This window comes from Actinomadura sp. 7K534, assembly GCF_004348575.1.
GTDB classification, from domain to species: domain Bacteria; phylum Actinomycetota; class Actinomycetes; order Streptosporangiales; family Streptosporangiaceae; genus Spirillospora; species Spirillospora livida.
Genome location: NZ_SMKB01000001.1, coordinates 121,028 through 143,688, shown reverse-complemented (window position 1 = coordinate 143,688; position 22,661 = coordinate 121,028). Strand labels below are relative to the sequence as shown.

The 22,661-nt window shown below is 69.3% G+C and carries 17 protein-coding genes and 1 tRNA gene; 8 read left to right on the top strand and 10 right to left on the bottom strand.

The genetic code is table 11. The features are described 5' to 3' along the window. Positions 1–12: 12 nt before the first annotated feature. Positions 13–2,742: a type I DNA topoisomerase gene (gene topA, locus E1266_RS00635; RefSeq protein WP_132042518.1), complete on the bottom strand. Its 2,730-nt coding sequence runs from the start codon at positions 2,740–2,742 to the stop codon at positions 13–15. Between the two features lie 247 nt (positions 2,743–2,989). Between topA and E1266_RS00630 the strand changes: the two genes are divergently transcribed. Continuing rightward, positions 2,990–3,175 carry a DUF5703 family protein gene (locus E1266_RS00630; RefSeq protein ID WP_021596264.1) on the top strand — a complete coding sequence of 62 codons (186 nt, stop codon included), beginning with the start codon at positions 2,990–2,992 and terminating at the stop codon, positions 3,173–3,175. A 163-nt stretch (positions 3,176–3,338) separates the two neighbouring features. Here E1266_RS00630 and E1266_RS00625 read toward each other — a convergent pair whose 3' ends face one another. From E1266_RS00625 to E1266_RS00615, 3 genes are all read right to left on the bottom strand, one after another. After that, positions 3,339–5,192 carry a chaplin family protein gene (locus E1266_RS00625; RefSeq protein ID WP_165965883.1) on the bottom strand — a complete coding sequence of 618 codons (1,854 nt, stop codon included), beginning with the start codon at positions 5,190–5,192 and terminating at the stop codon, positions 3,339–3,341. A gap of 166 nt (positions 5,193–5,358) precedes the next feature. Continuing rightward, entirely contained in the window at positions 5,359–6,021 is a 663-nt protein-coding gene (locus E1266_RS00620) for a hypothetical protein (protein WP_132042514.1), read from the bottom strand. Positions 6,022–6,100: 79 nt separating this feature from the next. Continuing rightward, entirely contained in the window at positions 6,101–7,420 is a 1,320-nt protein-coding gene (locus E1266_RS00615) for a M20/M25/M40 family metallo-hydrolase (RefSeq protein WP_132042512.1), read from the bottom strand. Positions 7,421–7,537: 117 nt separating this feature from the next. On the opposite strand from E1266_RS00615, the gene E1266_RS00610 reads away from it, so the two are divergent. Then, positions 7,538–7,623, top strand: a tRNA-Leu gene (locus E1266_RS00610). Positions 7,624–7,628: 5 nt separating this feature from the next. Here the strand turns inward: E1266_RS00610 and E1266_RS00605 are convergent. After that, positions 7,629–8,801 (bottom strand): recombinase family protein, encoded by a 1,173-nt coding sequence (locus E1266_RS00605; protein ID WP_207945339.1) that lies wholly within the window; start codon positions 8,799–8,801, stop codon positions 7,629–7,631. Positions 8,802–9,288: 487 nt separating this feature from the next. On the opposite strand from E1266_RS00605, the gene E1266_RS00600 reads away from it, so the two are divergent. Together E1266_RS00600 and E1266_RS00595 are read left to right on the top strand one after the other, a co-directional pair. Continuing rightward, the gene (locus E1266_RS00600; protein WP_132042509.1) at positions 9,289–10,290 is read left to right on the top strand and encodes a hypothetical protein; all 1,002 of its coding nucleotides are present in this window, start codon (positions 9,289–9,291) and stop codon (positions 10,288–10,290) included. A 104-nt stretch (positions 10,291–10,394) separates the two neighbouring features. Further along, positions 10,395–11,828 carry an ATP-binding protein gene (locus E1266_RS00595; RefSeq protein ID WP_132042576.1) on the top strand — a complete coding sequence of 478 codons (1,434 nt, stop codon included), beginning with the start codon at positions 10,395–10,397 and terminating at the stop codon, positions 11,826–11,828. Positions 11,829–11,955: 127 nt separating this feature from the next. Here E1266_RS00595 and E1266_RS00590 read toward each other — a convergent pair whose 3' ends face one another. After that, the gene (locus tag E1266_RS00590; RefSeq protein ID WP_132042507.1) at positions 11,956–12,876 is read right to left on the bottom strand and encodes a hypothetical protein; all 921 of its coding nucleotides are present in this window, start codon (positions 12,874–12,876) and stop codon (positions 11,956–11,958) included. A gap of 1,217 nt (positions 12,877–14,093) precedes the next feature. Beyond that, complete coding sequence (locus E1266_RS00585) at positions 14,094–15,023, bottom strand: type II CAAX endopeptidase family protein (RefSeq protein WP_243718141.1); 930 nt, start codon at positions 15,021–15,023, stop codon at positions 14,094–14,096. A gap of 417 nt (positions 15,024–15,440) precedes the next feature. On the opposite strand from E1266_RS00585, the gene E1266_RS39160 reads away from it, so the two are divergent. Together E1266_RS39160 and E1266_RS00575 are read left to right on the top strand one after the other, a co-directional pair. Then, positions 15,441–16,643, top strand: coding sequence for a histidine kinase (locus tag E1266_RS39160; RefSeq protein WP_243718140.1), 1,203 nt, complete (start codon positions 15,441–15,443; stop codon positions 16,641–16,643). After that, a complete protein-coding gene (locus tag E1266_RS00575; RefSeq protein ID WP_165965882.1) occupies positions 16,640–17,338 on the top strand; it encodes a response regulator transcription factor in 699 nt (232 codons plus the stop codon). Before E1266_RS39160 ends, E1266_RS00575 begins: the two co-directional genes overlap by 4 nt. 125 nt (positions 17,339–17,463) lie before the next feature. On the opposite strand, the gene E1266_RS00570 is transcribed toward E1266_RS00575, so the two are convergent. Beyond that, on the bottom strand, positions 17,464–18,966 hold the full coding sequence (locus E1266_RS00570) for a cryptochrome/photolyase family protein (protein WP_132042503.1): 1,503 nt from the start codon (positions 18,964–18,966) through the stop codon (positions 17,464–17,466). 249 nt (positions 18,967–19,215) lie between these two features. Here E1266_RS00570 and E1266_RS00565 point away from each other — a divergent pair, with 249 nt between their 5' ends. Further along, positions 19,216–20,451 (top strand): NAD(P)/FAD-dependent oxidoreductase, encoded by a 1,236-nt coding sequence (locus E1266_RS00565; RefSeq protein ID WP_132042501.1) that lies wholly within the window; start codon positions 19,216–19,218, stop codon positions 20,449–20,451. Positions 20,452–20,546: 95 nt separating this feature from the next. On the opposite strand, the gene E1266_RS00560 is transcribed toward E1266_RS00565, so the two are convergent. Together E1266_RS00560 and E1266_RS00555 are read right to left on the bottom strand one after the other, a co-directional pair. Then, positions 20,547–20,795, bottom strand: a complete 249-nt coding sequence (locus E1266_RS00560; RefSeq protein ID WP_243718139.1) for an aldo/keto reductase — start codon at positions 20,793–20,795, stop codon at positions 20,547–20,549. 150 nt (positions 20,796–20,945) lie between these two features. Beyond that, positions 20,946–21,131 (bottom strand): hypothetical protein, encoded by a 186-nt coding sequence (locus tag E1266_RS00555; protein WP_132042499.1) that lies wholly within the window; start codon positions 21,129–21,131, stop codon positions 20,946–20,948. Positions 21,132–21,862: 731 nt separating this feature from the next. On the opposite strand from E1266_RS00555, the gene E1266_RS00550 reads away from it, so the two are divergent. Beyond that, entirely contained in the window at positions 21,863–22,576 is a 714-nt protein-coding gene (locus E1266_RS00550) for a Crp/Fnr family transcriptional regulator (RefSeq protein ID WP_132042497.1), read from the top strand. Positions 22,577–22,661: the final 85 nt, after the last annotated feature.

Sequence of the window (22,661 nt, the reverse complement as noted above, 5' to 3'; positions counted from 1 at the left end):
GCGTAGATGTCCCTAGGAGCCGGACTTCGCGGAGGTTCGGCGACGCGTTGTGGTCTTCTTTGCGGGCTTCTTCTTCCCGCCGCTCGCCGCCACCTTCTCGCGCCGCTCGGCGAGCAGTTCCGCGGCCCGCTGGATGGTGATCGACTCGACCTCGTCGCCCTTGCGCAGGCTCGCGTTCGTCTCGCCGTCGGTGACGTACGGGCCGAACCGGCCCTCCTTCACCACGACCGGCTTCTCGCTGGCCGGGTCGGTGCCCAGCTCGCGCAGCGGCGCGGCGGCCGCCGCCCGGCGCCCCCGCTGCTTCGGCTGCGCGAACAGCTCCTTCGCCTGCTCCAACGTGACCGTGAACAGCTCCTCTTCCGAGCCGAGCGAACGGCTGTCGGTGCCCTTCTTGATGTACGGCCCGAACCGCCCGTTCTGCGCCGTGACCGGCTCGCCGTCCAGTTCGCCGAGCGTGCGCGGCAGCGACAGCAGCTTCAGCGCGTCGTCCAGCGTGATCGTGTCGAGCGACATCGACTTGAACAGCGAGCTCGTGCGCGGCTTGGCGGCGTCGGCCTTCTTCGTCCGCTTCTTCTTCTCCCCCTCGGCGGGCGGCGCCGCCTCCGGCAGGATCTCGGTGACGTACGGGCCGAACCGCCCCGACTTGGCGACGATCGTGTGCCCGGTCTCCGGGTCGGTGCCGAGCTCCCGGTCGCCGGACGGCTGCGCGAACAGCTCCTCGGCCTTCTCGGCGGTCAGCTCGTCCGGCGCGATGTCGTCGGGGATGTTGACGCGCTCGCCGTCCCGGTCCAGGTAGGGGCCGTAGCGCCCGACCCGCACCATGATGTCCGTGCCCTTGATCGGGAAGGAGCTGACGCCCTTGGCGTCGATGTCGCTGATGTCGCTGACGAGCTCTTTCAGGCCGTCCTCGGAGTTGTCGCCGTCGCCGAAGTAGAACCGGCTCAGCCAGCGGACGCGCTCGGCCTCCCCGCGCGCGATCTCGTCGAGGCCGTCCTCCATGTGGGCGGTGAAGTCGTAGTCGACCAGGTTGCCGAAGTGCTGCTCCAGCAGGTTCACCACGGCGAACGCCAGGAACGACGGGACGAGCGCCGTGCCCTTCTTGAACACGTACTCGCGGCCCAGGATCGTGCCGATGATCGCGGCGTACGTCGACGGCCGCCCGATCTCCCGCTCCTCCAGCTCCTTGACCAGGCTGGCCTCGGTGTAGCGCGCCGGGGGCCGGGTCGAGTGGCCCTCCGCGTCCACGGCGGCCGCGGTCAGCGGGTCGCCCTCCGCCAGGTTCGGCAGCCGCCGCTCCTGGTCGTCGCGGTCGGTGGCCGGGTCGTCCGCGCTCTCCACGTACGCCTTGAGGAACCCGTGGAACGTGATCGTCTTGCCGGTCGCGCTGAACTCGGCGCGCTCGTTCTGCGTCGACAGGCCGGTCACGCGGATCGTGACCGACTGGCCCGCCGCGTCCTTCATCTGGGACGCGATCGTCCGCTTCCAGATCAGCTCGTACAGCCGGAACTGGTCGCCGGACAGGCCCGTCTCCGCGGGGGTGCGGAACGTCTCGCCCGCAGGGCGGATCGCCTCGTGCGCCTCCTGCGCGTTCTTCACCTTGGAGGCGTACACGCGCGGCTTGTCCGGGACGTACTCGGCGCCGAACAGCGCCGCCGCCTGCCGCCGCGCCGCCGTGATCGCCGTCTCCGACAGCGTGATCGAGTCGGTTCGCATGTAGGTGATGAAGCCGTTCTCGTACAGCTTCTGCGCCACCGACATCGTGTACTTCGCGGAGAAGTTCAGCTTGCGGCTGGCCTCCTGCTGGAGGGTGGTCGTCCGAAACGGGGGGTACGGCTTGCGCGTGTACGGCTTCCGCTCGACGGACTTGACCTCGTACGGCCGGTCGCGCAGCCGCTCCGCCAGGCCGCGGGCGGCGCCCTCGTCCAGGTGCAGCACGTCCCGCGCCTTCAGGGTGCCGTCGGACGCGAAGTCGCGGCCCTGCGCCACCCGCTTGCCGTCCACGGACACGAGCCCGGCCTTGAACGCCTTCGGCTCCGAGCCAGATGAATCAGACGCCGCGCCGGTGTCGAACTGCGCCGCGATGTCCCAGTAGTGGGCGGGGACGAACGCGATCCGCTCCCGCTCCCGCTCCACGACCAGCCGCGTCGCCACCGACTGCACCCGGCCCGCCGACAGCTTCGGCATGACCTTCTTCCACAGGACGGGGCTGACCTCGTACCCGTAGAGGCGGTCCAGGATGCGGCGCGTCTCCTGCGCGTCCACCAGCCGCAGGTTCAGCGACCGCGGGTTCTGGGCGGCCTGCTGGATCGCGTCCTTGGTGATCTCGTTGAAGACCATCCGGTGCACGGGGACCTTCGGCTTGAGCACCTCCTGGAGGTGCCAGGCGATCGCCTCGCCCTCCCGGTCCTCGTCCGTCGCGAGGTAGAGCTCGTCGGCCTCGGCGAGCAGCTTCTTCAGCTTCTGGACCTGCTGCCGCTTGTCGGAGTTCACGACGTACAGCGGTTCGAACTCGTGCTCGACGTTCACGCCGAGCTTGGCCCACGGCTCGCCCTTGTACTTGGCCGGCACCTCCGAGGCGCTCCCCGGGAGGTCCCGGATATGGCCGATACTGGACTCCACGATGTAGCCACGACCCAGGTACCCGGCGATCGTCTTCGCCTTCGCGGGCGACTCGACGATCACCAGACGGGTACCGGCGCCGTTGCCCCGGCCACTGTTCGCGGTGCCGTTGTTGGCTGGCACAGTCGCTCCAACCTCGCTGTCTCGGTCCTCTAACACAAGCTCTTTCTTACCGGCTTGGTACAACGTCGCAGGACGGCACGTTCATGCCCGCGGTCCGCATCCGCCGCCTCACCACAGTCATTCCGCCCCGGGACGGGATTCTCATCGCCGCGCGCCCCAGACAGGATGACATGCCCCCGGACGCCGCGCGGACCGGGTCGCCACGGTACGGTGCCGCATCCCGGTGGACCAAGTAATAATGGTCCCAATGGCGGAGTACACATACCTCGTCCTGTCACTGCCCCGTGGAACGACACGCGACACGGCGCGGCAGATCCTGACCGAGCACGCGGAGCGCGGTGGCTGGGAGATCGATCGGCTGCGCCTCTACCCGGACGGCCGCCGCCGTATTCAGCTCCGCCGCAAGGTCATCCGCGCCGTCCGCACGTTCTGAACCGTTCCCACCGGTCCGCCCGGAGCGTAGCACTACGTACGTTCCGAATGACGCAACGTGAACATAATTCCTGATGAAAAGGCTTCGCCCGCCCCGGGCCGCGCCAACCGGGACGGGCGAAGCGTCTCTCACCGCCGCATAGCGCGGCGGTTCCGGCTCCGGCTCAGCGTCGGCCGAGCCTGAGCCTCCGGGTCAGCCCGAGCGCCCCGGCCATGAAGGCCAGCAGCGCCGCGGCCCCGAACGTCCACGTCGCCCCGGCCGAGTCCTCGGCGGCGATCGCCTGCTCGGCCGACACGTGCTGCACCGGCCCGACCCCGGCCGGAAGCTCGATCCCGCCGTCCTCCGCCAGGCCCACCGCCTGCAGGGACGGCACGACCGGCGAGCCGGGCACGACCACCCCGCCCGCCGTCCCGGGCACCTTCCCGTCCAGTCCGCGCGCCACCGGCAGCCGGACGACCTCCGCACCCTCCGAAGGAACACCGACCACAGGCCCGTGATGCGAGTTCGCGCGCGCACCGGCCCCCGGCACCCCGGCCAGCGCGCCCGCCGCAGGCAGCTCGACCACCCTCAGGTCGCCTGCCCCGGGAAGGGCGCCGACCGGAGAAGAACCACCCAGCCCGGGAACCCTGCCACCGGTGGACCGCTTGGTCAGTCCACCCGTCGCGGGGAGCTTGACCACCTTGAGGTCACCGGCCCCGGGAAGCGCACTGACCGGAGAGGAACCGCCCTGCCCCGGGATTACATCTTCTGCGGACCGCGCTCCGGGCACGCCCTTCACCTCGGTCAGGTCAGCCGTCGCAGGGAGCTTGAGCGGCTTGAGGGCACCTGCGTGGTTCGGCTTCGTCCGTGCGTCGGACGCGGGGACGCCGAGCTCCGGGAGTGCGCTGATGGGGGACGTACCGCCCAGGCCAGGGAGGGCGTTGAGCGTGACCATGTCGCCCGCGTTCGGCTGGGCGTTGAGCAGCGGGAGGGCGGGCAGCGTGGTCGTCCGGTAGCCGCCATGGTCTCCGCCGCCGTGATCGCCGTAGCCGCCATGGTCGCCGTGGCACAGGGCGGACGCCTGGCCGACCAGTGCGGCGGCGTTGCCGCACACGTTCGCGGGAATCTTGGCCGGTGCGTGGGCCTGGTTGCCGGCGAGGATCCCGGCCGTTCCGGACGTGTGCAGGTCGCCGCCCGAGGGACTGCGCACGTGGGAGCCGCCCTCGCAGAACGCGCCCGCCTGCCCGACGATCGCGGCGGCGTTGCCGCAGACGTTGATGGGGAGGCTGATCGGGGCGTTGGCCTGGTTGCCCGCGATGACGCCGAGGGCGCCGTTGGTGACCTGGCGGCCCGTCCGGTGCCCGCCGTTGCGGACAGACGCGCCGCCGTCGCAGGCCGCCGCGGCGTTGCCGACCGCGTTGCCGCAGATGTCGACGGGAATGGAGATCGGCAGGTTCGCCTGGTTGCCGCTGCCGACGCCGAGGACACCGGACGTCTCCTGCCCCGATCCCGTCTGCCCGCCGTTCTTGACCTTGGCGCCGCCCTCGCAGCCGGCGACCGCGGCACCGGCGATCGCCGCCGCGTTGCCGCACACGTTGACGGGGAGGGAGATCGGCGCGTTCACCTGGTTGCCCGCCAGGATGCCGCCCGACCCGCCGGTGGCCTGGTCGCCGCTTCCGCCGTCCTCGACCTTCGCGCCGCCCTTGCAGCCCGCGTCCGCGTGCCCGAGGACGGCGGCGCCGTTGCCGCAGACGTTCACCGGCAGGGAGATGGGGGCGTTGATCTGGTTTCCGGACGCGATGCCGTGGTTGCCGGAGGTCTGCTGCGCGCCGCCGCCGGTCTTGCGGACCTTGGCGCCGCCCTTGGACGCGGCGTGGCTCGTCCCGAGCAGGGAGGCGCCGTTGCCGCTGACGTCGACCGGCACGGAGACCGGTATGTCGATCTGGTTGCCGCTCAGCACTCCGCCGTTGCCGCTGGTGACGTCGGCGTGGGACGGGGTGGCGGTGACGCCGAGGGCGACAAGGCCCGCGGCGACCACGGCGGCACGAGATATGCCTTTTGCCCGCGTTCGCATGATGCTCCGTTCGTGAAGGGGGGACGCACGTTGCACGTGTGTCTGGGGGAAATCGCCGTGCGAGGGCACGGCGGATGGCCGGATCGGCGCGCCCGAGCCGCACGGGCACGCGTCCGGAGAATCTGGGGTGTCAGTCAGGCGCGAAGGACGGCTCGTCCGCGGCGGTGCGGACGGCCGGAGGAACCACGCTGAAGACGTTCAAGCCCGATGCGCGCGGCGGGGCGGAGGCCCACGCGGCGACGTTCGGGACGGCCGCCGTCACACCGGAGAAGGCGGAACCACCGGCGGCCGAGGGCTCGGCGGGACGATCCGGCGCCGGCATCGGAGCCGGAGGATCTTGGACGGCCGGCGGCGAGATCTCGTCCTGGGTCGCCGGGGCCTTGACGGCCGCCTCGGCGCGCTCACGCTCGGGGGCGCGGCGCTGCAGCTGGAGCCTCTGCACGGGAGCGGCCGAAACGCCGGACTCGTGCACTTCGGGAGCCGCCGCAACCGGCGGCACGTCCCGTACCGCTTCCGTCTCGCGCGGCTTCTCCGCCACGGCCCGGACGACCTGGCGCACCGGTTCGGGCCGGTGGACGGTCTTGACCGCGTCGCCCAGCACGGGCGCCTCTTCGATGATCTTCGAGGGCTCGACGGGCAGCTCGCCGGCATGCGCGGTCTGCGCCGCGCTCCCGAGCACCCAGGCCGCGATCAGCAGCCCGCCGAGGGCCAGCAGCCGCCGGACGGCCCGCGAGGCGGCGACGCGGCGCAGCCGGACGGGAACCGTCCCGAGCCGCGCCGCATACCCCACCACCCGACGACCTCCGTAGCGCCTGCACCACCCTCAACGAACGGTGACGATAGCACCACGCAACGCAATGGCGTCGGTAAATTCAAGAGCGATCAAGGAATTTGTCGAGCACCCTGACGCCGAATCGAAGGCCGTCCACCGGAACGCGCTCGTCCACCCCATGGAACATTCCGGAAAAGTCCAACTCTGGGGGCAATCTCAGCGGCGCGAAACCGAAGCAGCGCATGCCGAGGCGCGCGAACGACTTGGCGTCCGTCCCGCCGCTCAGGCAGTACGGGACCGGCAGGGCACCCGGGTCCTCCGAGGTCAGCGCCGCCTCCATCGCCGCGACGAGCGCACCCTCGTAATCCGTCTCGACCGCATGGTCGTAATGGACGAAATCCCGCTTGACGTCCGGACCGAGGAGTTCGTCCACCACTGCGAAGAACTCAGCCTCGTGCCCGGGCAAGAAGCGGCCGTCCACCTGAGCCGTGGCGCTCTGCGGAATGACGTTGGTCTTGTAGCCGGCGTCCAGCCGCGTCGGATTCAGCGTGTTCTTGAGCGTCGCCCCGATCATCCGCGCCATCGGGCCGATCTTCTCCAGGCACTCCTCCGGCCGCTCCGGATCGAACTCCACCCCGTACGCCATGCAGACCCGCTCCAGGAAGGCCCGCACCGACTTCGTCAGCCGCACCGGAAACTCGTGCGACCCGAGCCTGGCGACGGCCGCCGCCACGGCCGTCACCGCGTTGTCCGGATGCACCATCGACCCGTGCCCCGCGGTCCCGTCGGCGGTCAGGTTCATCCACGCGATGCCCTTCTCCGCCGTCTCGATGAGGTACATGCGCCGGTCACCGGGCACCGTCAGGCTGAACCCGCCGACCTCCCCGACCGCCTCCGTGCACCCCTCGAACAACCCGGGATGCTCGTTCACGAGCCACTGCGCGCCCCACTTGCCCCCGGCCTCCTCGTCGGCCAGGAACGCGAGCACCACGTCCCGCGGCGGCCTGCGCCCCTCCCGGAGCCGCTGCCGCACCACCGCGAGGATCATCGCGTCCATGTCCTTCATGTCCACGGCCCCGCGGCCCCAGACGCACCCGTCCGCGATCTCCCCGCCGAACGGGTCCCGCGTCCAGTCCGCCGCCTGGGCCGGCACCACATCGAGGTGCCCGTGCAGCAGCAACGCGTCCCGCCCCGGGTCCTCCCCCTCGATCCGCGCCACGAGACTCGCCCGCCCCGGATGCGACTCGAAGATCCGCGACTCCACCCCGACCTCGTCGAGCTTCTCCGCGACGTACTCGGCCGCAGCCCGCTCCCCCGGCCCCGAATGATCCCCGGGGTTGCTGGTGTCGATCCGGATCAGCTCCTGGCAGAGCCGGACGACCTCGTCCTCAGCGGTCGGCTGCTGGCCCACAGTGATCACCTTCGCGCCTAGTCTCCACACCTACCGTCCCCATGGTGCCCCGCCGATCGACTTCGCCGCGACTCGTCTCCTTTGGTATGGTGAACCGGCCGCAGCGCAGCCTGCGGCCTGCAACCGGTCCGGGTGGCGGAATAGGCAGACGCGCTAGCTTGAGGTGCTAGTGCCCTTTACGGGGCATGGGGGTTCAAGTCCCCCCTCGGACACAGGATTACCCCATGGGTGACGCGAAGAGCTCGATCTGGGAGGTCGTTCCTGGAGCGGGCTCTTCTTCGTTGTTGCCGACCACGGTGCAAGATGACCTGTCGCAGACTATGGCGAGATCGTTGCGCTTGAGGTGTGCGACAAGTTCATGCGGCGAGCGGGCTTCGCCTCGTCGTGGTGAAAGCTGCCGCAGCAACTCGTCGAGCAGGTGGTCTTCTCGGAGGTAGAGGTTCTTCGGCGCGTCGCGAGAGCGCGGCTTGGTGCTGTTGTAGCCGTGGCGGCAGCGATAGCCGTTGCGTCCGTTGACCCAGTGGGAGTCCATCCGCCGACGGCACAGGCCGCACAGGAGCAGGCCGGCCAGGAGGTATACGCGGACGCTCCCATCGCGGGTGGGTCTGGCGGCGCGGATCGTCTGCGCGGCGACGAAGTCGGCGTCGGAGACCAGCGCCGGATGGGCGGGCTTCTTGGAGATCGCCCATCCGGCGGTCGTGTCGTCGACCCCGGCTTGCCGGTCCCAGACTTGACGGCCGGTGTAGCGGGGGTTCTCCAGGATCGTGGCGACCGTGTTCAGCGTCCAGCCCTGCCCCGACCGGTGGGGATTTCGCTTTCGATCGACACGGGACGGGCAAGGGATGCCGCGTTCGTTGAGTTCGCGGGCGATTCCCGCCACGCTCACGCCAGAGAGGCGGCGCGCGAAGATCCATCTCACGTGCGGAGCGATCAGCGGGTCGGGATCGAGGCGCCGCAGGCGACGTCCCCATTGGGCGTGCACCTGGTTCGGGTGCGGACCAGCGTCCACAAGCCGGTACCCGTAAGGGGGCCGGCCGCCGAGGTAGCGGCCCTGTTCGCAGGCTTGGATCCGCATCGCGGCCAGGACGCGATGCCGCGCACGCAGCACCTCGCGCCGCGACTGCGCGCCCAGCATCATCATGAGCGCACGGTGCGCCGACTCGTTCATGCCGATGGGACCGAACGCCTCCGGCAGCCACAGCCGGACGCCGTGGGCGTCCAGGAGGGGAGCGAGCGCGGCGAACTGGTTTCCGGAGAACGCGCGTTCGTACTCCCCAACCACGATGGCATCGAAGGTGCGGGCCGTCAGGGCTTCGAGCAGTGCCGCCGCCTGTGGACGTCGTGACCACGGCACCTCGCGTGAGCATCCGGCGTCGAAGTAGTCGGCCACGATCGCGCCTTCGCCGGTGATAAGAGAGTCGGCGGCTTCGCGCTGCCACCCGTGATGTCCGCCGATCCTGGTGACCGGTGGTCGAGGTCCGCCCATAGAAGGCGAAGCGCAGGCCGTTCCCGGCCGGTCGGGCACCGCTGGTGACCTTCCGGCGGCCAGCCTGCCCCTTGCGCTTCGCCCACTCGCCGAACGGGTCATGGGACGGCTGTTCTCGGATCGCCATCGTGGAGGCCTCCCGGGGGATGAGGTGATACGCCGATCTGACGTCATGACTCTTCGGCTATGACGCCGAAACATCGGCGTCGTCCCGGACGCGGTGCCTTCCGCCTTGCTCGCCTGATCCGACCCCTGATCGCCGCAACGTCCCGCCCCTGCACTGCGGCTGCCGTTGCCGTCCTCCCCCACCCCTGACCATGCCGCGCCCGGCGGCTGCGCTAGTCAACGGACGGAGGGCGCAGGCAAGTTCCAGCGTTTACGATCGACGGTCGTGGCGACGAAGCGAATGAACAAGGACGCGTTCTACAGGGAACTGGCCGGTCTCAACGATGACGCCTTGAGAAAGCTGCTGTGGACGTTGTACTGGCGGGGCACCAAGCAGTTCCGGGAACGCATCGAGACCGAAATCCAGCCCGCCAACACCAAGCCGACCGTTGCCGACAAGGAGCGGATCGACCCCCAAGAGGCCTTGCGCGACGTCACCGACTTCGTGTCACTCGCCCGCGCGGGCGCCTACATGGCCGGGGATCGGCGCGTATCACCCAAAGAACGCAGTCGGTGGCGCTTCACCTTCCAGCGTCTGGCCAAGGACGCACGCTCCGCACTCGCTCTCGACGTCCCGACCGGCGCCGCCGCACTTGAGCAGCTCATCGACCTGGCTTGCGAGATCAAGAGCTACGATCTATTCCATTCTGAGGATCCCGTGGAGGCTGCCGGCTTCGTCGTCTCCGATGCCGTCGCCACACTGTGGCAAGGTCTGCGCGGCCACCACGGGTCCACCGGTTTCGCACGGCTGGCCGCGCCGCAGCTCATCCGCTGGGAGCAGGAGCACGGATGGACCCGTTCCGGGTGGGGCAGCATCAGCGAGAAGGAGACCACCCTCGCCACCGTTCTGCGCGGGATGCTGCGGGGCAGCGACGCCTGGGCCGATTTCGCGGGCCACTACCTGACCGCACTCGACCAGGCCCGAACTGCCGCCCCCAGGATATACGGCGTCGACGCCGATTACTCCCGCACAGAGCGCACCGGTGATCTCGCGGAGTGGCATTTGCTTCTGCTCGAACGCCTGGAAGGCACCGACGCCGACCATCTGCTCAACCTGCTCGTCACCCATCCCAACCTCGCCGGTCCCGAACTCACCTACATCCAAGCCCGCCGCGCGATCCAGACCGGCGCTCCAAACAGAGCTCGTGCCCTGATGCGCGACTGTCTGAAGGAGTTGCCCGGCCATGAGGGCTTCCTCGCGTTCACGAAAAGGATCAGCGCCCAGTGAAGCCCACCCACGTTGCCGACGCGCAGCTGAGCGGACGACCACCCCAAATGCAACTGAACCTGTGGCAAATGTAACCACATCTCCGTTACATTTGGCCCGTGAGCATGAATCTGGACGACCTGGTGGAACGTCTGCGCACAGCGGGCGGCGACTCGTCGGACGTGGAGGTCAAGTCGGCCGCCGGCGGGCTGCCGCAGTCGTTGACCTCGACACTCAGCGCCTTGGCGAACCTTCCGGGCGGCGGCACGATCATCTTGGGGCTCGATGAGGCGACAGGCTTCCGACCCGTACCGCTCACCGATCCGCAGAAGCTCAAGCAAGGCATCGCCGCAAAGGCACGCTCGTTCACCCCACCCGTCCGGATCACCGTGGAAGACGGGGTTGTCGAGGGAATGCCGGTCGTCGTCGCGCACGTTCACGAGTGCGATCCCTCGGCAAAACCGTGCCGCGTGACCGGATCCGGCACAGCCTACCTGCGCGGGTACGACGGGGACTTCGAACTGTCGGCCCTTGAAGAGCAGGCATTCCTCGCCGCACGGCAGCCACCCCTGTTCGACCGGGCCCCGGTCGACGGCGCCACCCGCGATGACCTCGACCGTGATCTCGTTGAGGGCTTCCTGCGGTCGGTGCGCGAACGGGACCCCCACGGGCTGGGCCGTTTCCGCGACCGCGCGGAACTCCTCCGCCGCGCGGGGGTGACGACGCCCGACGGGACGCCCACGGTCGCCGGCCTGCTGTCCCTGGGCGTCCACCCACAGGAATGGTTCCCGCGGTTCGTCATCCAGGCATCGGCCGAACCACTCCCGAACGACCCTGCGGGCTCACGCGCCCGCAACCAGGCCACCATCACCGGACCGATCCCCCTCATGCTCGACGAGGCACTCGCCTGGGCAAGACGGACCTTCGACACCGCGATCGTCTCGGCACCCGACGGCACCGTCCACGACGAACCGGCCTTCCCCCTCATCGCCTTCCGCGAAATCATCGCCAACGCGCTCGTGCACCGCGACCTCGACCACTGGTCGGCGGGCATGGCCGTCGAGGTACGCCTGCGCCGTGACCGCCTCATCGTCTCCAATCCCGGTGGTCTCTACGGCATCACCGTCGAGAGACTCGGCCGCGAGGCCGTGACCTCGGCCCGCAACGCCCGGCTCGTCGCCATCTGCCAGCACGTCCGCACCCCCGACGGCGGCGCCCGCGTCATCGAAGCCCTCGCCTCCGGCATCCCCATCGTGACCAGAACCCTCACCGAAGCGGGACTCCCACCCGCCCACTACATCGACGCCGGTATCCGCTTCACGGTCCTCCTCCGGAGGGCCGCCTCCACCACGCGGCCCGGCGACGACCTCAACCAGACAGAACTACGCGTCTACGACGCACTGGCGACCGGCGCGCGTACCGTGGCGGAACTCCAAGGGCAGCTGGACCTGACCGCCCCCAACATCCGCAAGGCCCTCCGCGAGCTACGCCGCCGCGGACTTATCGAACAGCACGGAGGAAGAGGCCGAACGACCACCTATCACCGGCCGACGGACTAGCAGCCCGAACCTCCCGACCGCGATCCGGCACGGACCACCGATCGCGCACCTGCGAGGCCATGTGCTCGGGCACATATCCCCATAAGGCTGGGCGAGTGAGGAGTTATTCGGGCATATGCGGACCGCATCATGCGGCTCCGGCTTCGCCTGAGCCCAGACCCGGCCACTCGTCCGGGAACGTCCACCCCATGCGCTGGCGCACCTCCTCGCGCACTCGCGCCTGTCCCCAACGCAGGATCGGGTTCAGGCAATACTCGCGGACGGCCGGATGCTCACTCGGGTCCTTGCACATCAGGCACGCGAGCACACGCGTCGGCCAGATCAACTCGAACACGTCCTCGGTGGCGGGCAGTCCGGCCGCGCGCGGCAGCAACTCGAAGACCAGATCCACCGCCCAGTGCACCATGTCCTGGTAGGGCAGGATGCTCGCCCAGATCGGCGAGTGCGGCGCGTTCCCCTCGGTGAGGGCGTCGACGACAAACTGCTCGGCTCTCTCGTATAGTCCCCGGTACTCATCCAGCGCCCGGACGGTCTGCGCGAACAACTCGCACCAAAAATGCGCCTCGACTGCCCAAGCCTGGAACTCCGCCACCCGGGACGTATCGAACTCCTTGACCAGCCGTGGAAGAACGTGCGCCTCGACGAACTCGCGTTCCTCCTCCGGCTTTCGGGGGCGACGGCGAGGTCTGCGTCCGCCGCCAGCGCGGCGTTCATCCTGTGGCTTGCGGCGCAGCGGTTCCCCTATGGCCTCCAGTTGTCCACGCAGATCACCGTCGCGGTGAAGCCATGCAGTGACAGCGGCCAACGCGCCCTTGATCGCCGCCCTGCGCGCCTTGCCGGTCGGCTCGCCACCAGCGTCCCGGATACGTGCGAGTCCCTCCCACTGTTTGTCCGCCGCCCGCACGAGCTCGGTCAGTCTCCGGCCGGACGGGTCGGAGGCGATCCGGACTGCGCCCGGCCAGCCGTGTTCGGCTCCACCGCAGCCCTTGCACACGCATTTGGGCTGGGTGGCATTCTCGCAGTTAATGGAATGCCGTCCTTCTCCCACCGGCCCTCCATCGTCACACGTTCCTGGAAAGTTGAGTTTCCAGCGGAGCGCGCATTCAGTAAAGGATGACGTTAACCAGGCGGAAGTTCGGGGTGTCCAGCAGGTGATGTGGTGATCGCTCTTGGTTTTACCGAAGTCCTGGGATTGGGTACGGCCCAATCGGCCGATTCGGCACGCCCTTTGAGCCATAAGTGCCGTCCCACTTGCACGGACGGCATGCACCTCGGCCGACCCGGCTAAACCGGCGCGGACGGGTGGCCTGCTCCGGCCACAGCCCCACTCGGTGCATGCTCTCTTCGAGCACCGCGCCTGGGCGTCCGGCCGGGCACGTACGCTCGCGCGGGACGCCCCGGCACCTGACCCCGAGCCGGGATCCGCAGCCCGCACTCGACCAGCGTCCTGAACGCCTTGGACCCGCACTGATCGCCCACCAGAACCAGCGCAGCGCGACCGGCATGATCGTCACCAATCTCCCGGTCTCACAGTTCAGGCCTGTCACCCCGCAGGCTCGGCCCGGCTCCTCCTTGCCCGCCAAGACCACCAGCGCCTGCCCGCAAATGAGCGCGCTGACCTAGTCCGGCCGACCGGTGGGGCGGAACGACCTGGCGTGACCAACCCGCGCCGTACTCAACTTTCGCAGGGGCCAGGCTCAGGTGCGCAACAGATTGCGGCAGTACGTGGTCAGGTGTCCCGTTATCGCTCGTTCCCGAGACGGGCACCGTAGTCCGCCAGGCCAGACACACCTGGGTGAGCCCATCCTTTCACCTGCTGGAGGAACCCCGGGTCCCGTGACGTCCGATCTACCTGGTGCCGGTTGGCGCTGGCGTGTTGGTCGAAAGGTAGGGGATTGCCTCGTATACGACAGGTGGCGCATTGCCGAATAGTTGAGCCCGCACGCAGGCGTCTGAATCTTCACTGAGGTTACGCGCCGACCGGAATGCAGTAGGGCGCGCCGAGCGGGGAATTGGCGGGCCATGTGCTGTCGGGGCGTGTCGCCCCTCGGACACGTACCAATCGCACATGTGGAGGCACCGCGATCACGCGGGCCTCCGCTTCGTGTTTCTGGGGCCAGTAGAGCATCGTCCGTCCCAGTTCCTTCGGGCTCGGCGTTCATGGTCGGCTGCGCTCGGTGAACGGTGCCTTGTGGCGATGGTGGGGAATGTGGAGGGACGTGCAGGTTGGTTGCACGCCCCTGGGCTTGTCTTGATGGTGCGATGTCAGTGTTGTTGTTTTGCCTTGGCCAGGTCGGTGCGGGTGTGGATTCGGTTGCGCTGCTTGGCGATGCGGAGGAACAGGACGGTGGGGACGATGCACACCAGGATGGCGAAGATGCTCGCTTCGGGGCCGAAGGCGCCACCGGTCAACACCTGGGGGCCGTTGACGGACGCGTCCAGGAGGCCGCCGGCGCCGGTACCGGAGCCGGAGACGCTGGTGCCGAAGATGCCCTGCTCGGCCACGTTCCAGGCCAGGTGGACGCCGATCGGCAACCACAGCGAGCGGGTGGCGACGTAGATCGCGCCGAGCATCAGTCCGGCCTCGATGGCGATGGCCAGGGCGCCCCAGATCGTCGCATCGTCGTTGACCAGGTGCAGGCCGCCGAAGAAGATTGCGGAGACGGCCAGCGCGCCGTACGTCCCGGTCTTCTCCTCCAGCAGCCGGAACAGCACGCCGCGGAAGGTCAGCTCCTCGACGACCGCGACACCGGCCATGACTCCCAGCGTGGTCAGCGCGCCGCCGATCGAGCCCCAGCCGTGAACGTCGTAGCCGCCGAACACCGCGACCAGCGTGATGGTGACCGTGAACAGGCCCAGGCCGAGGGCGGCGCCTCGGTACAGTCCTTGCCGGGCCTGTGCGGGGGGCAGTTCCTCGATCGTGCGGCGGCCCTCCAGGTAACGCACCGCCCAGACGTAGCCGGCCAGGGCGAGTCCGGCGCAGGCCACGCCGGCGATCAGGGCGGTCAGCGGAGTGGCGTCGGCGGCGCCGTTGATCGCGCTGATGATCGAGGTCACGACCAGCATCAGCACGAACAGCAACGGCAGCCGCACCCACACTGACGCTGCCCAGCGCGGGGCGCGTCCGGCGCTCTTCTCGGTCGGGTGGACGCCGGCACCGGCCGGTCGCGGTGACTGCTGGTCGCTGAATGTCATGGCTTCCTCCTCAAGGCCCCGCTCGCTGCGGGCGGCTTTCGTTCTCGACACCGAGAAGCTACGGCCGATGAACACTGTGAGTAGTCACCAGCGAGTAAGCAGTTGCCGCGCCCGGGAGTCCCCCGAGCGAGCTACCCGCTGCCCTCTTCTGGGAGGACGTTGGCAGCCGGCATCGGGCGCTACGGTCAATGTGCGAGTCCGTTCAGCAGGGTCGATGCCGGACGGGCGTACTTAATGGAGTGAGCCGCCGACCATGACGTGTTTCTCGCTGTACCTACCGGATCTTGAATGGTGAAGGAAGACCAGGCAATTGGATCGCCTGCAGCGACGGATGACGTCCTCCGCGGTGGACGGCCGGGAGCCGTCCGTCCCGGGTCGGCGTCGTCCGAGGCCACTCGGGACGGCCGCGCGAGGCTGGTGGCCGCCGTAGTCGTCCGGCTGCGTGCGCTGTGGAGCTGGTGGAAGTCACGCTCGGCTGCCACCAGGGACGGTGAGTTCGCGGTCGTCTTTGCCCTGCTGTCGTTCGCGGCGCCGCTGTCGCAGGTCGCGCCGCAGTTCGGGGACCTTCCCACCAACCCCGCATCCGCCACGAGCGTACTGTTGACGCTGGGGATGACATTGCCGATGGCGGTGCGTACCCGCTGGCCAGGCGTCTGCCTGGCGTTGGCGGGGACGTCTTTCGCGGTGTACGCGTGCCTGGGCGGCCCGCCGAGTTTCGGCAGCCTGGGGCTGTACATCGCGCTGTACTCCGTGGGCGCCCACCAGAACCGCCTCCGGCCTGTTGTGGTGGCAGTGGCGACGACCGGTTACCTCGTCTTCGCCGTCGCACTACACGAGCTGGGCTCGCCGGCCGGTTTGACCGACTACCTGCTCTTCTACATCGTCCTGGCAGTGGCGTTCGGGCTAGGTGCCATGGTCCGCGGGCGAAAGGCGCGCGAGGCCGAGCGGCGGTACCTGTACGCTCAGGCCGCGATCGCCGCGGAACGCAGCCGCCTGGCCCGGGAGCTGCACGACGTGGTGACCCACCATGTCACCGCGATGGTGGTGCAGTCCGGGGCGGCGCAGTACCTCACCGAGTCGCCGGAGAGCGTCACCGAGGCCCTCGGCGCGATCAACGGCACCGGCCGCCGCGCGCTGGCCGAACTCCGCTTCCTGCTCGGCGTGCTGGAGGCGACCGGCGAATCGGCGTCCTCGGACCTGACACCGATGCCGGGCCGGGTGCCTGATCTGGTGGAGCAGGTACGAGAGGGCGGGCAGCCGATCGAGCTGATCAAGGACGGGGAGCAGCAGGACATGGCCATAGGCGCCCGGCTCACGGCGTATCGCGTCGTGCAGGAATCGCTGACCAACGCCGTGAAGTACGCCGCCGGACGAGACACCCTGGTACGGCTCGCGCACACGCCCGAATGGACCGACGTCGAGGTCACCACCGCCGGGACGTCCGGCGGCGCCCCCGCCTCCTCCGTCCTCCGCGACGGCGGTCCGGACATCTCGGGAGGCCGCGGCCTGGCCGGGCTGCGCGAACGGGTGGAGATGCTGGGCGGCGAGTTCACGGCGGGGCCCGACCCGGACGGCGGGTTCCGGGTGCGTGCACGCATCCCCACGGGAGGTACCGCGTGAGCGTTCCCCCTGCTCCGATCAGGGTGCTGGTCTGCGATGACCAAGCCCTTGTGCGCGCCGGCTTCGTCACGATCCTGTCCTCCCAGCCCGACATGGAGGTCGTGGGCGAGGCCGGAGACGGCCGGGCGTCGGTCCGGAAAGCGGAGGAACTGAACCCGGACGTCGTCGTCATGGACATCCGTATGCCCCTGCTCGACGGGATCGAGGCCACCCGCCGCCTGGCGGGCCCCGAATCCGCCAACCCGGTGAAGATCCTCGTCGTGACGACCTTCAACGTCGACGGGTACGTGTACGAGGCTCTGCGCGCCGGTGCCAGCGGCTTCATGCTGAAGGACGCCGCACCCCCCGAACTGATCAACGCGGTGCGCACCGTCGCGCGCGGCGAATCCCTCCTGGCGCCCGTCGTCACCCGCGCCCTGATCGGCCGCTACGCCGGGCATCTACGTCCCTCTGCCGCCGCCCCGTCTCCCGAGCGCGACCGCCTCAAGGTCCTTACTCCCCGCGAGCACGAGGTCCTCCTTCTCATCAGCGAGGGGCTGTCGAACGCCGAGATAGCCGCCGAGCTGGTCATCGGCCACGAGACCGTGAAGACCTACGTCTCGCGCATCCTCACCAAGCTGGACCTCCGCGACCGCGTCCAGGCGGTGGTCCTGGCGTACCGGGCGGGCGTAGCGGGCAACGAAGACCGAACCTGACGACCTCCGCTGGACGGCAATGGGCGCGCCGAGACGACATCGCGCTCGGCGGCTCATCCGCCGAGGGGCACGATCAGGGGTGCAGGTGAAGGTCAGGTAGCACGAGACTTTCCACGGCGCCTCGGTCAGGGTGCGGCGTTCGGGTCGCGGTGGTGGGCGTTGCGCAGCACGTCGTCCAGGTCGTTGAGGCGGTCGAGTTGTTTGACGGCGCGGGCGGTGCGGTGGTTGTGCGCCAGCCGTTCGCGGTGGCGGTGGATGAACTCCCAGTAGCCGGCGGTGTAGGGGCACGCCCGCTCGCCGACGCGCTCGGTGGGGCGGTAGGCGCAGGGGCCGCACAGGTCGCTCATGCGGTTGATGTAGGCGCCGCCGGAAGCGTACGGCTTGGTGGTGATGAGGCCGCCGTCGGCGTACTGGGACATGCCGATCACGTTGGTGAGCATCACCCAGTCGTATCCGTCGACGAAGCAGCGGTGGAACCAGTCGGTCACCGCCGCCGGGTCCCAGCCGCGCTGGAGGGCGTGATTGCCCAAGATCATCAGCCTGGGTATGTGATGCACCCAGCCCCGGTCGCGGACCTGCGCCAGCGTGGTCGACAGGCAGCGCGCCTGCACGGCGTCGGCGTCCAGGTGGGCGAACCAGTCCGGCAGTGGCGCGTGGTGCCCCAGGGCGTTTGACTCGCGGTAGCGGGGCCCGAGGTACCAGTAGAGATTCCACATGTACTCGCGCCATCCGGCGACCTGCCGGATGTAGCCCTCGACGGAGTTGAGCGGTGCCTCGCCCGCACGGTAGGCGTTCTCGGCGGCCTCGACGCACTCCGCCGGATCCAGCAGCCCGAGGTTGAGCGAGGCGGACAGCAGGCTGTGGCTCATGGCCCAGTCCTCGGCCAGCACCGCGTCTTCCCACCGGCCGAAGGTGGGCAGGCGCTTCTGCACGAATGCGCGCAGGGCTCGCCGGGCCTCGGCGCGGCCGGCGGGGAAACGGCGTGGTCCGTCCCGGCCGACGAACGATACCTCCCCGCGCCGCTCCCACCGGTCCAGATCGGCCCTGACCTGGTGGTCGATGGCGTCTTCGCGCGGCCGGTAGGGTGCCGGCACCGGCAGGACCGCGGCGTCCTTTGGCGGGGCCTCGCGGTTGTCGGTGTCCAGGTTCCACTTCCCGCCCGCGGGTTGTTCGCCGTCCATCAGCAGATCGTGGGCCCGGCGCACGTGCCGGTAGAAGTCCTCCATCCGCAGGTGCCCGGCGGAGTCCGCCCATCGGCCGAACGCGTCCGGTTGCACGAGGAACCCGCGCGGCGGCAGGACCTCCACCTGCTCCAGCTCCTGCACGAAGCGAAGGGCACCGTGGGACGTGGGGTGGTGGACGGTCACGGGCGCGTCGCCGACCACTTGGTTCAGGCCGTCCCGGTAGGTCTCCGCCTGGACGTAGCGCACCCGCTCACCGAGTTCGGCCGCGCGGTGCCGCATCGCGGACAGCAGCAGGTGCGCCTTGGCGCGGTGGAAGCGGCGCCGGCGGAAGACCCCGCGCGACTCGATCATGACGATCTGGCTGTCGGGCCGCAGGAAGTGCGGGCCCAACTGGTCCCCGAACAGCCAGTGGAACGGGGCCTTCGAGCGGTCGTGCGCCCCCATGCGCATCCTCCCCCGAGATGCCTGGACGTCCGCTCAGTGTGGCGCACGAGCCGTCGCGGGCACAGACGGCGCGCTGGCGCGCGAGGCCGACCAGACCTGCACGCGTTCCCCCGGTCGGGGCCAGGCTCGGAGTGACCACGGACATGGCGGGCATGGGGCCCCATGAACGGATGTCGCCGAGTCGATCGCGCTGAGCAGGAGAAACAGCGCCGGGTGGCCGGGACGGTCGCTCCGGGGGAAGGGGAAGCGATGCCCGAAAGCGTCGTCATCGTCGGGGCGGGACTGGCCGGGTTGGCCTGTGCCGTGCGACTGCACCAGGCCGGTGTGCCGGTTCGGATGCTGGAGGCGTCCGACGGGATCGGCGGCCGGGTGCGCACCGACGTGGTGGAGGGGTTCCGCCTCGACCGCGGTTTCCAGGTCTTCAACACCGCTTATCCCGAGGCCCAACAGGTTCTGGACTATGCGGCTCTGGACCTCCAGCCGTTCTCGTCCGGTCTGCTGGTGTTCCACCGAGGCCGCCGGGAGCGGGTGATGCTGCCCTGGAAGCATCCCGAGCACGCGTTGAGCGGTGCCCTCGCCGATATCGGCACCGTCGGCGACAAGGCGGCGCTGGCGGCGATGACCGCCCGCGACCTGGCCGCCTCCGGTTCCTGGCTGCGCGACTGTCCCGAACGAAGCACCTACGACGAACTCCGGCTGCGGGGCCTGTCCGATGTGATGATCGACCGGCTGCTGCGCCCGTTCCTGTCCGGCGTGCTGCTGGAACGCGAACTGGAGACCTCCAGCCGGTACTTTCACCTGATCTGGCGGTCGTTCGTCCGCGGCACCATCACCCTCCCCGCGCTGGGCATGGGCCGCATCCCCCAGCAGCTCGCCGACCGGCTGCCCGAAGGGACGATCTCGCTCGACACGGCCGTCCAAGAGATCACCGACGGCGGCGTGCGAACCGGCGACGGTTCCACCGTCGAGGCCCGCGCCGTGGTCGTCGCCACCGACCCCGTCCAGGCGGCCCGGCTGCTGCCCGAGGTCGAAGCACCCGTCATGCGCGCGGTGACGACCTTCTACCACGTGGCTCCCTCCTCGCCGCTGCGTGAGCCGATCCAGATCATCGACGCCGAGGGCGTCATCGCCGACACGCTGGTCCTCACCGACGCGGCCCCGCGCTACTCCCCGGACGGCCGCGCGCTCATCTCGACGTCCGTGCTCGGCCTCGACGCGGACGAATCACGCGTGCTGGAGCGGTTGACCGAGATCTACGGCGACACCTCCGGCTGGCGGCTCATCGGGACCTATCCCGTCGAGGCGGCGCTCCCCGCGATGCCGCCGCCGCTGCGGATGCGGCAGCCGGTGCGGCTCCGGCCCGGACGGTACGTCTGCGGCGACCACCGCGACACCGGCTCCATCCAGGGGGCCTTGGTGTCGGGACGCCGCACCGCCCAAGCCGTCCTCGCCGACTCGCGCCTACGCACGACCGTCCCGACCTAGGGTCGGTCGCGTCCCGGCGGGAGGTTGAGGTCGAGTGCGCCGTGGCCGAGCGGCCCCCATGCGGCCACCGTGAGGCCGAGGGACTCGGCCATGGGCTACAGGTCGATGTAGTCGGTCTGGAGGCGGCGCAGACTCTCCTCCAGGGACGGGACGAGGTTCTTGCGGTGGTTGGCGGCGGCGTTCGGATCGGTGGGGTCGCGGGTGACGGTGTACTCGCTGGCGAGGACGAGGCGGTCCCGGCGTCCGGTGAGCAGTTCGCCGACGATGCGTTCGCTGTTGCCGTCGCCGTAGAAGTTGGCGGTGTCCACGACGTTGCCGCCGGCGTCGGTGTCATGGTCGAGCACCCGCCGGGCGTCGCTTCGGACAGGCCGCCGTCCGGGGCGCCGTAGGCCATCGTGCCGAGCAAGAGTTCGGAGACGCGCAGGCCGGTGTTGCCCAGTAGTCGGGATCGCAATTCAGCTCCTGGATCGGTGTGGAAGGTACCCCGGGCGAAATCACGTCTTGCTGCGTGATCGCAGCGGGGCCAGCGCCCCTGCCCACGCGACCAGTTGGTTCAGCATCTCGGTGAGGTCCTCTTCCTGGTGCGGCAGGGGACGCAGCTGCTGGAGTTCCTCGAAGTCGGTGACCAACCCGAGCCCGACCTGGGCCGACACGTCGGCGATCTGGAGCTCGCCCATCATCGACCGGCATTCGGGAAGCAGACCGCCTTGCCGATGCTAGAGGCCGGTCGCCCCTCGGACACACACCGACCGCACATCGCGCTGGGGGCCGGCCCGCCCTACGGGTCGCGCTGACGCTGATATCGCTGATCCGCCGGTTGCCCGAGTTGGCTGGCCGGGCACGACCACGGGTTCGCTGATCGGCACGATCTCGCATGGCGGGCGGGGCGCCTACAGCACGATTCTGGTCGATTGGTGAGCGGCAGTCCCACCTATGTGCTGGCGTACCGGGCGGCCGACAGGCTGGCCGGGGTGATTGAAGAGGTAGAGGGCCACGGAGTGCCACAAGAGCGCCGATTCCGCGCACAAGAAGAGCGAATCGTCCCCCCGGTGTGGTCACAGCTGATGGAGTTCTTCCACTACGGGGGCCCGGAAAGTGGACGCACAAAAGTGGATCGCCCGCCCGACGGTCAAGATCGCGGTGCTGCAGTTGCCGCCAACTCGCAGGAAGTGACGGGCTCCTCGGCACGCGGAATGAAGATCCACGTCGAATCGGCTGCCGACGGCGGGATTGGTGCCCTGCACCCCCTGCTCATGTCAGGCCCGACCCGTTTCGAATCGGTCCCACAGCGAGCCACCATGGCCAGTTGTCGGTGTGCTGCACCTGCTGACCGCTCCCTCCTCGGAAAGATCATTTCCGCGCCTGCCGAGAAACGCGGACCCATGGCGTCGCGGGCGGGGATAGTGGTGATGTGGTCGAATCAGGGAGAGAGCACTGGCCGATCGGAACATTCCTGGCGGGTTTGAAAGCGCCGCTTCGGGGTGAGCTGTTGAGGATCGCTCCCGAGCAGCGCGTAAGCGCGGGGCAGACGTTGATGGCGCAGGGTGCGTCCACCGACCAGGTACTGGTGCTGAGGGCCCGGGGAAACAGGTCGCCAGCGTGTGTGAAGGTGATCGGGTGCCTGGAGAACGGCGCAGAGGTCCTTTTCGGTATCAGGGTCAGCGGGGATCTGGTGGGAGAGTTGGCAGCGATCCGTGACACCGATCGCTCCGCGACCGTGATCGCGTGCACGGACGGCGCCGTTCATCGGTTGCCGAAGGAGCGCTTCCTGGGTTTCCTCGACCGGAATCCCGAAGCGTGGAGACTTCTTGCGACCATGCTCGGGGACCGACTCGACTGGGCCAACCAGCGGCGTCTCGACTTCGCGGGCTACCCAGTGGATCAACGGCTGGCCCGGGTAGCCGTCCTACTCGCCGACCGTCACGGTTATCCCGTTGAGGGGGGTATCGACCTCGGCATCGAGCTCACCCAGGAAGAGTTGGGGAAGCTTGTCGGTGCCGCGAGAGAGTCGGCGGTCAAGGCCATCAAGCAGATGCGTGGTGCCGGTCTGATCAGGACGGGCTACCGGCGGATCGTGGTGGCGGACCTCGAAAGACTGAGAGCTTACGCGATGGTCCGCGGGTAGCCCAGCACGTCCCTTGGGGTAGGGCGACCATCGCATCGTACGCGGGCTGAGCGCCCGCGGATTCGGCGTTCACACCCTCTCCCGG

Coding starts and splice junctions, on each gene's coding strand:
- E1266_RS00630 (WP_021596264.1), top strand. CDS start 2,990: ATGGCGGAGTACACATACCTCGTCCTGTCACTGCCCCGTGGAACGACA.
- E1266_RS00595 (WP_132042576.1), top strand. CDS start 10,395: ATGAATCTGGACGACCTGGTGGAACGTCTGCGCACAGCGGGCGGCGAC.
- E1266_RS00585 (WP_243718141.1), bottom strand. CDS start 15,023: ATGACATTCAGCGACCAGCAGTCACCGCGACCGGCCGGTGCCGGCGTC.
- E1266_RS00570 (WP_132042503.1), bottom strand. CDS start 18,966: ATGGGGGCGCACGACCGCTCGAAGGCCCCGTTCCACTGGCTGTTCGGG.
- E1266_RS00565 (WP_132042501.1), top strand. CDS start 19,216: ATGCCCGAAAGCGTCGTCATCGTCGGGGCGGGACTGGCCGGGTTGGCC.
- E1266_RS00555 (WP_132042499.1), bottom strand. CDS start 21,131: ATGATGGGCGAGCTCCAGATCGCCGACGTGTCGGCCCAGGTCGGGCTC.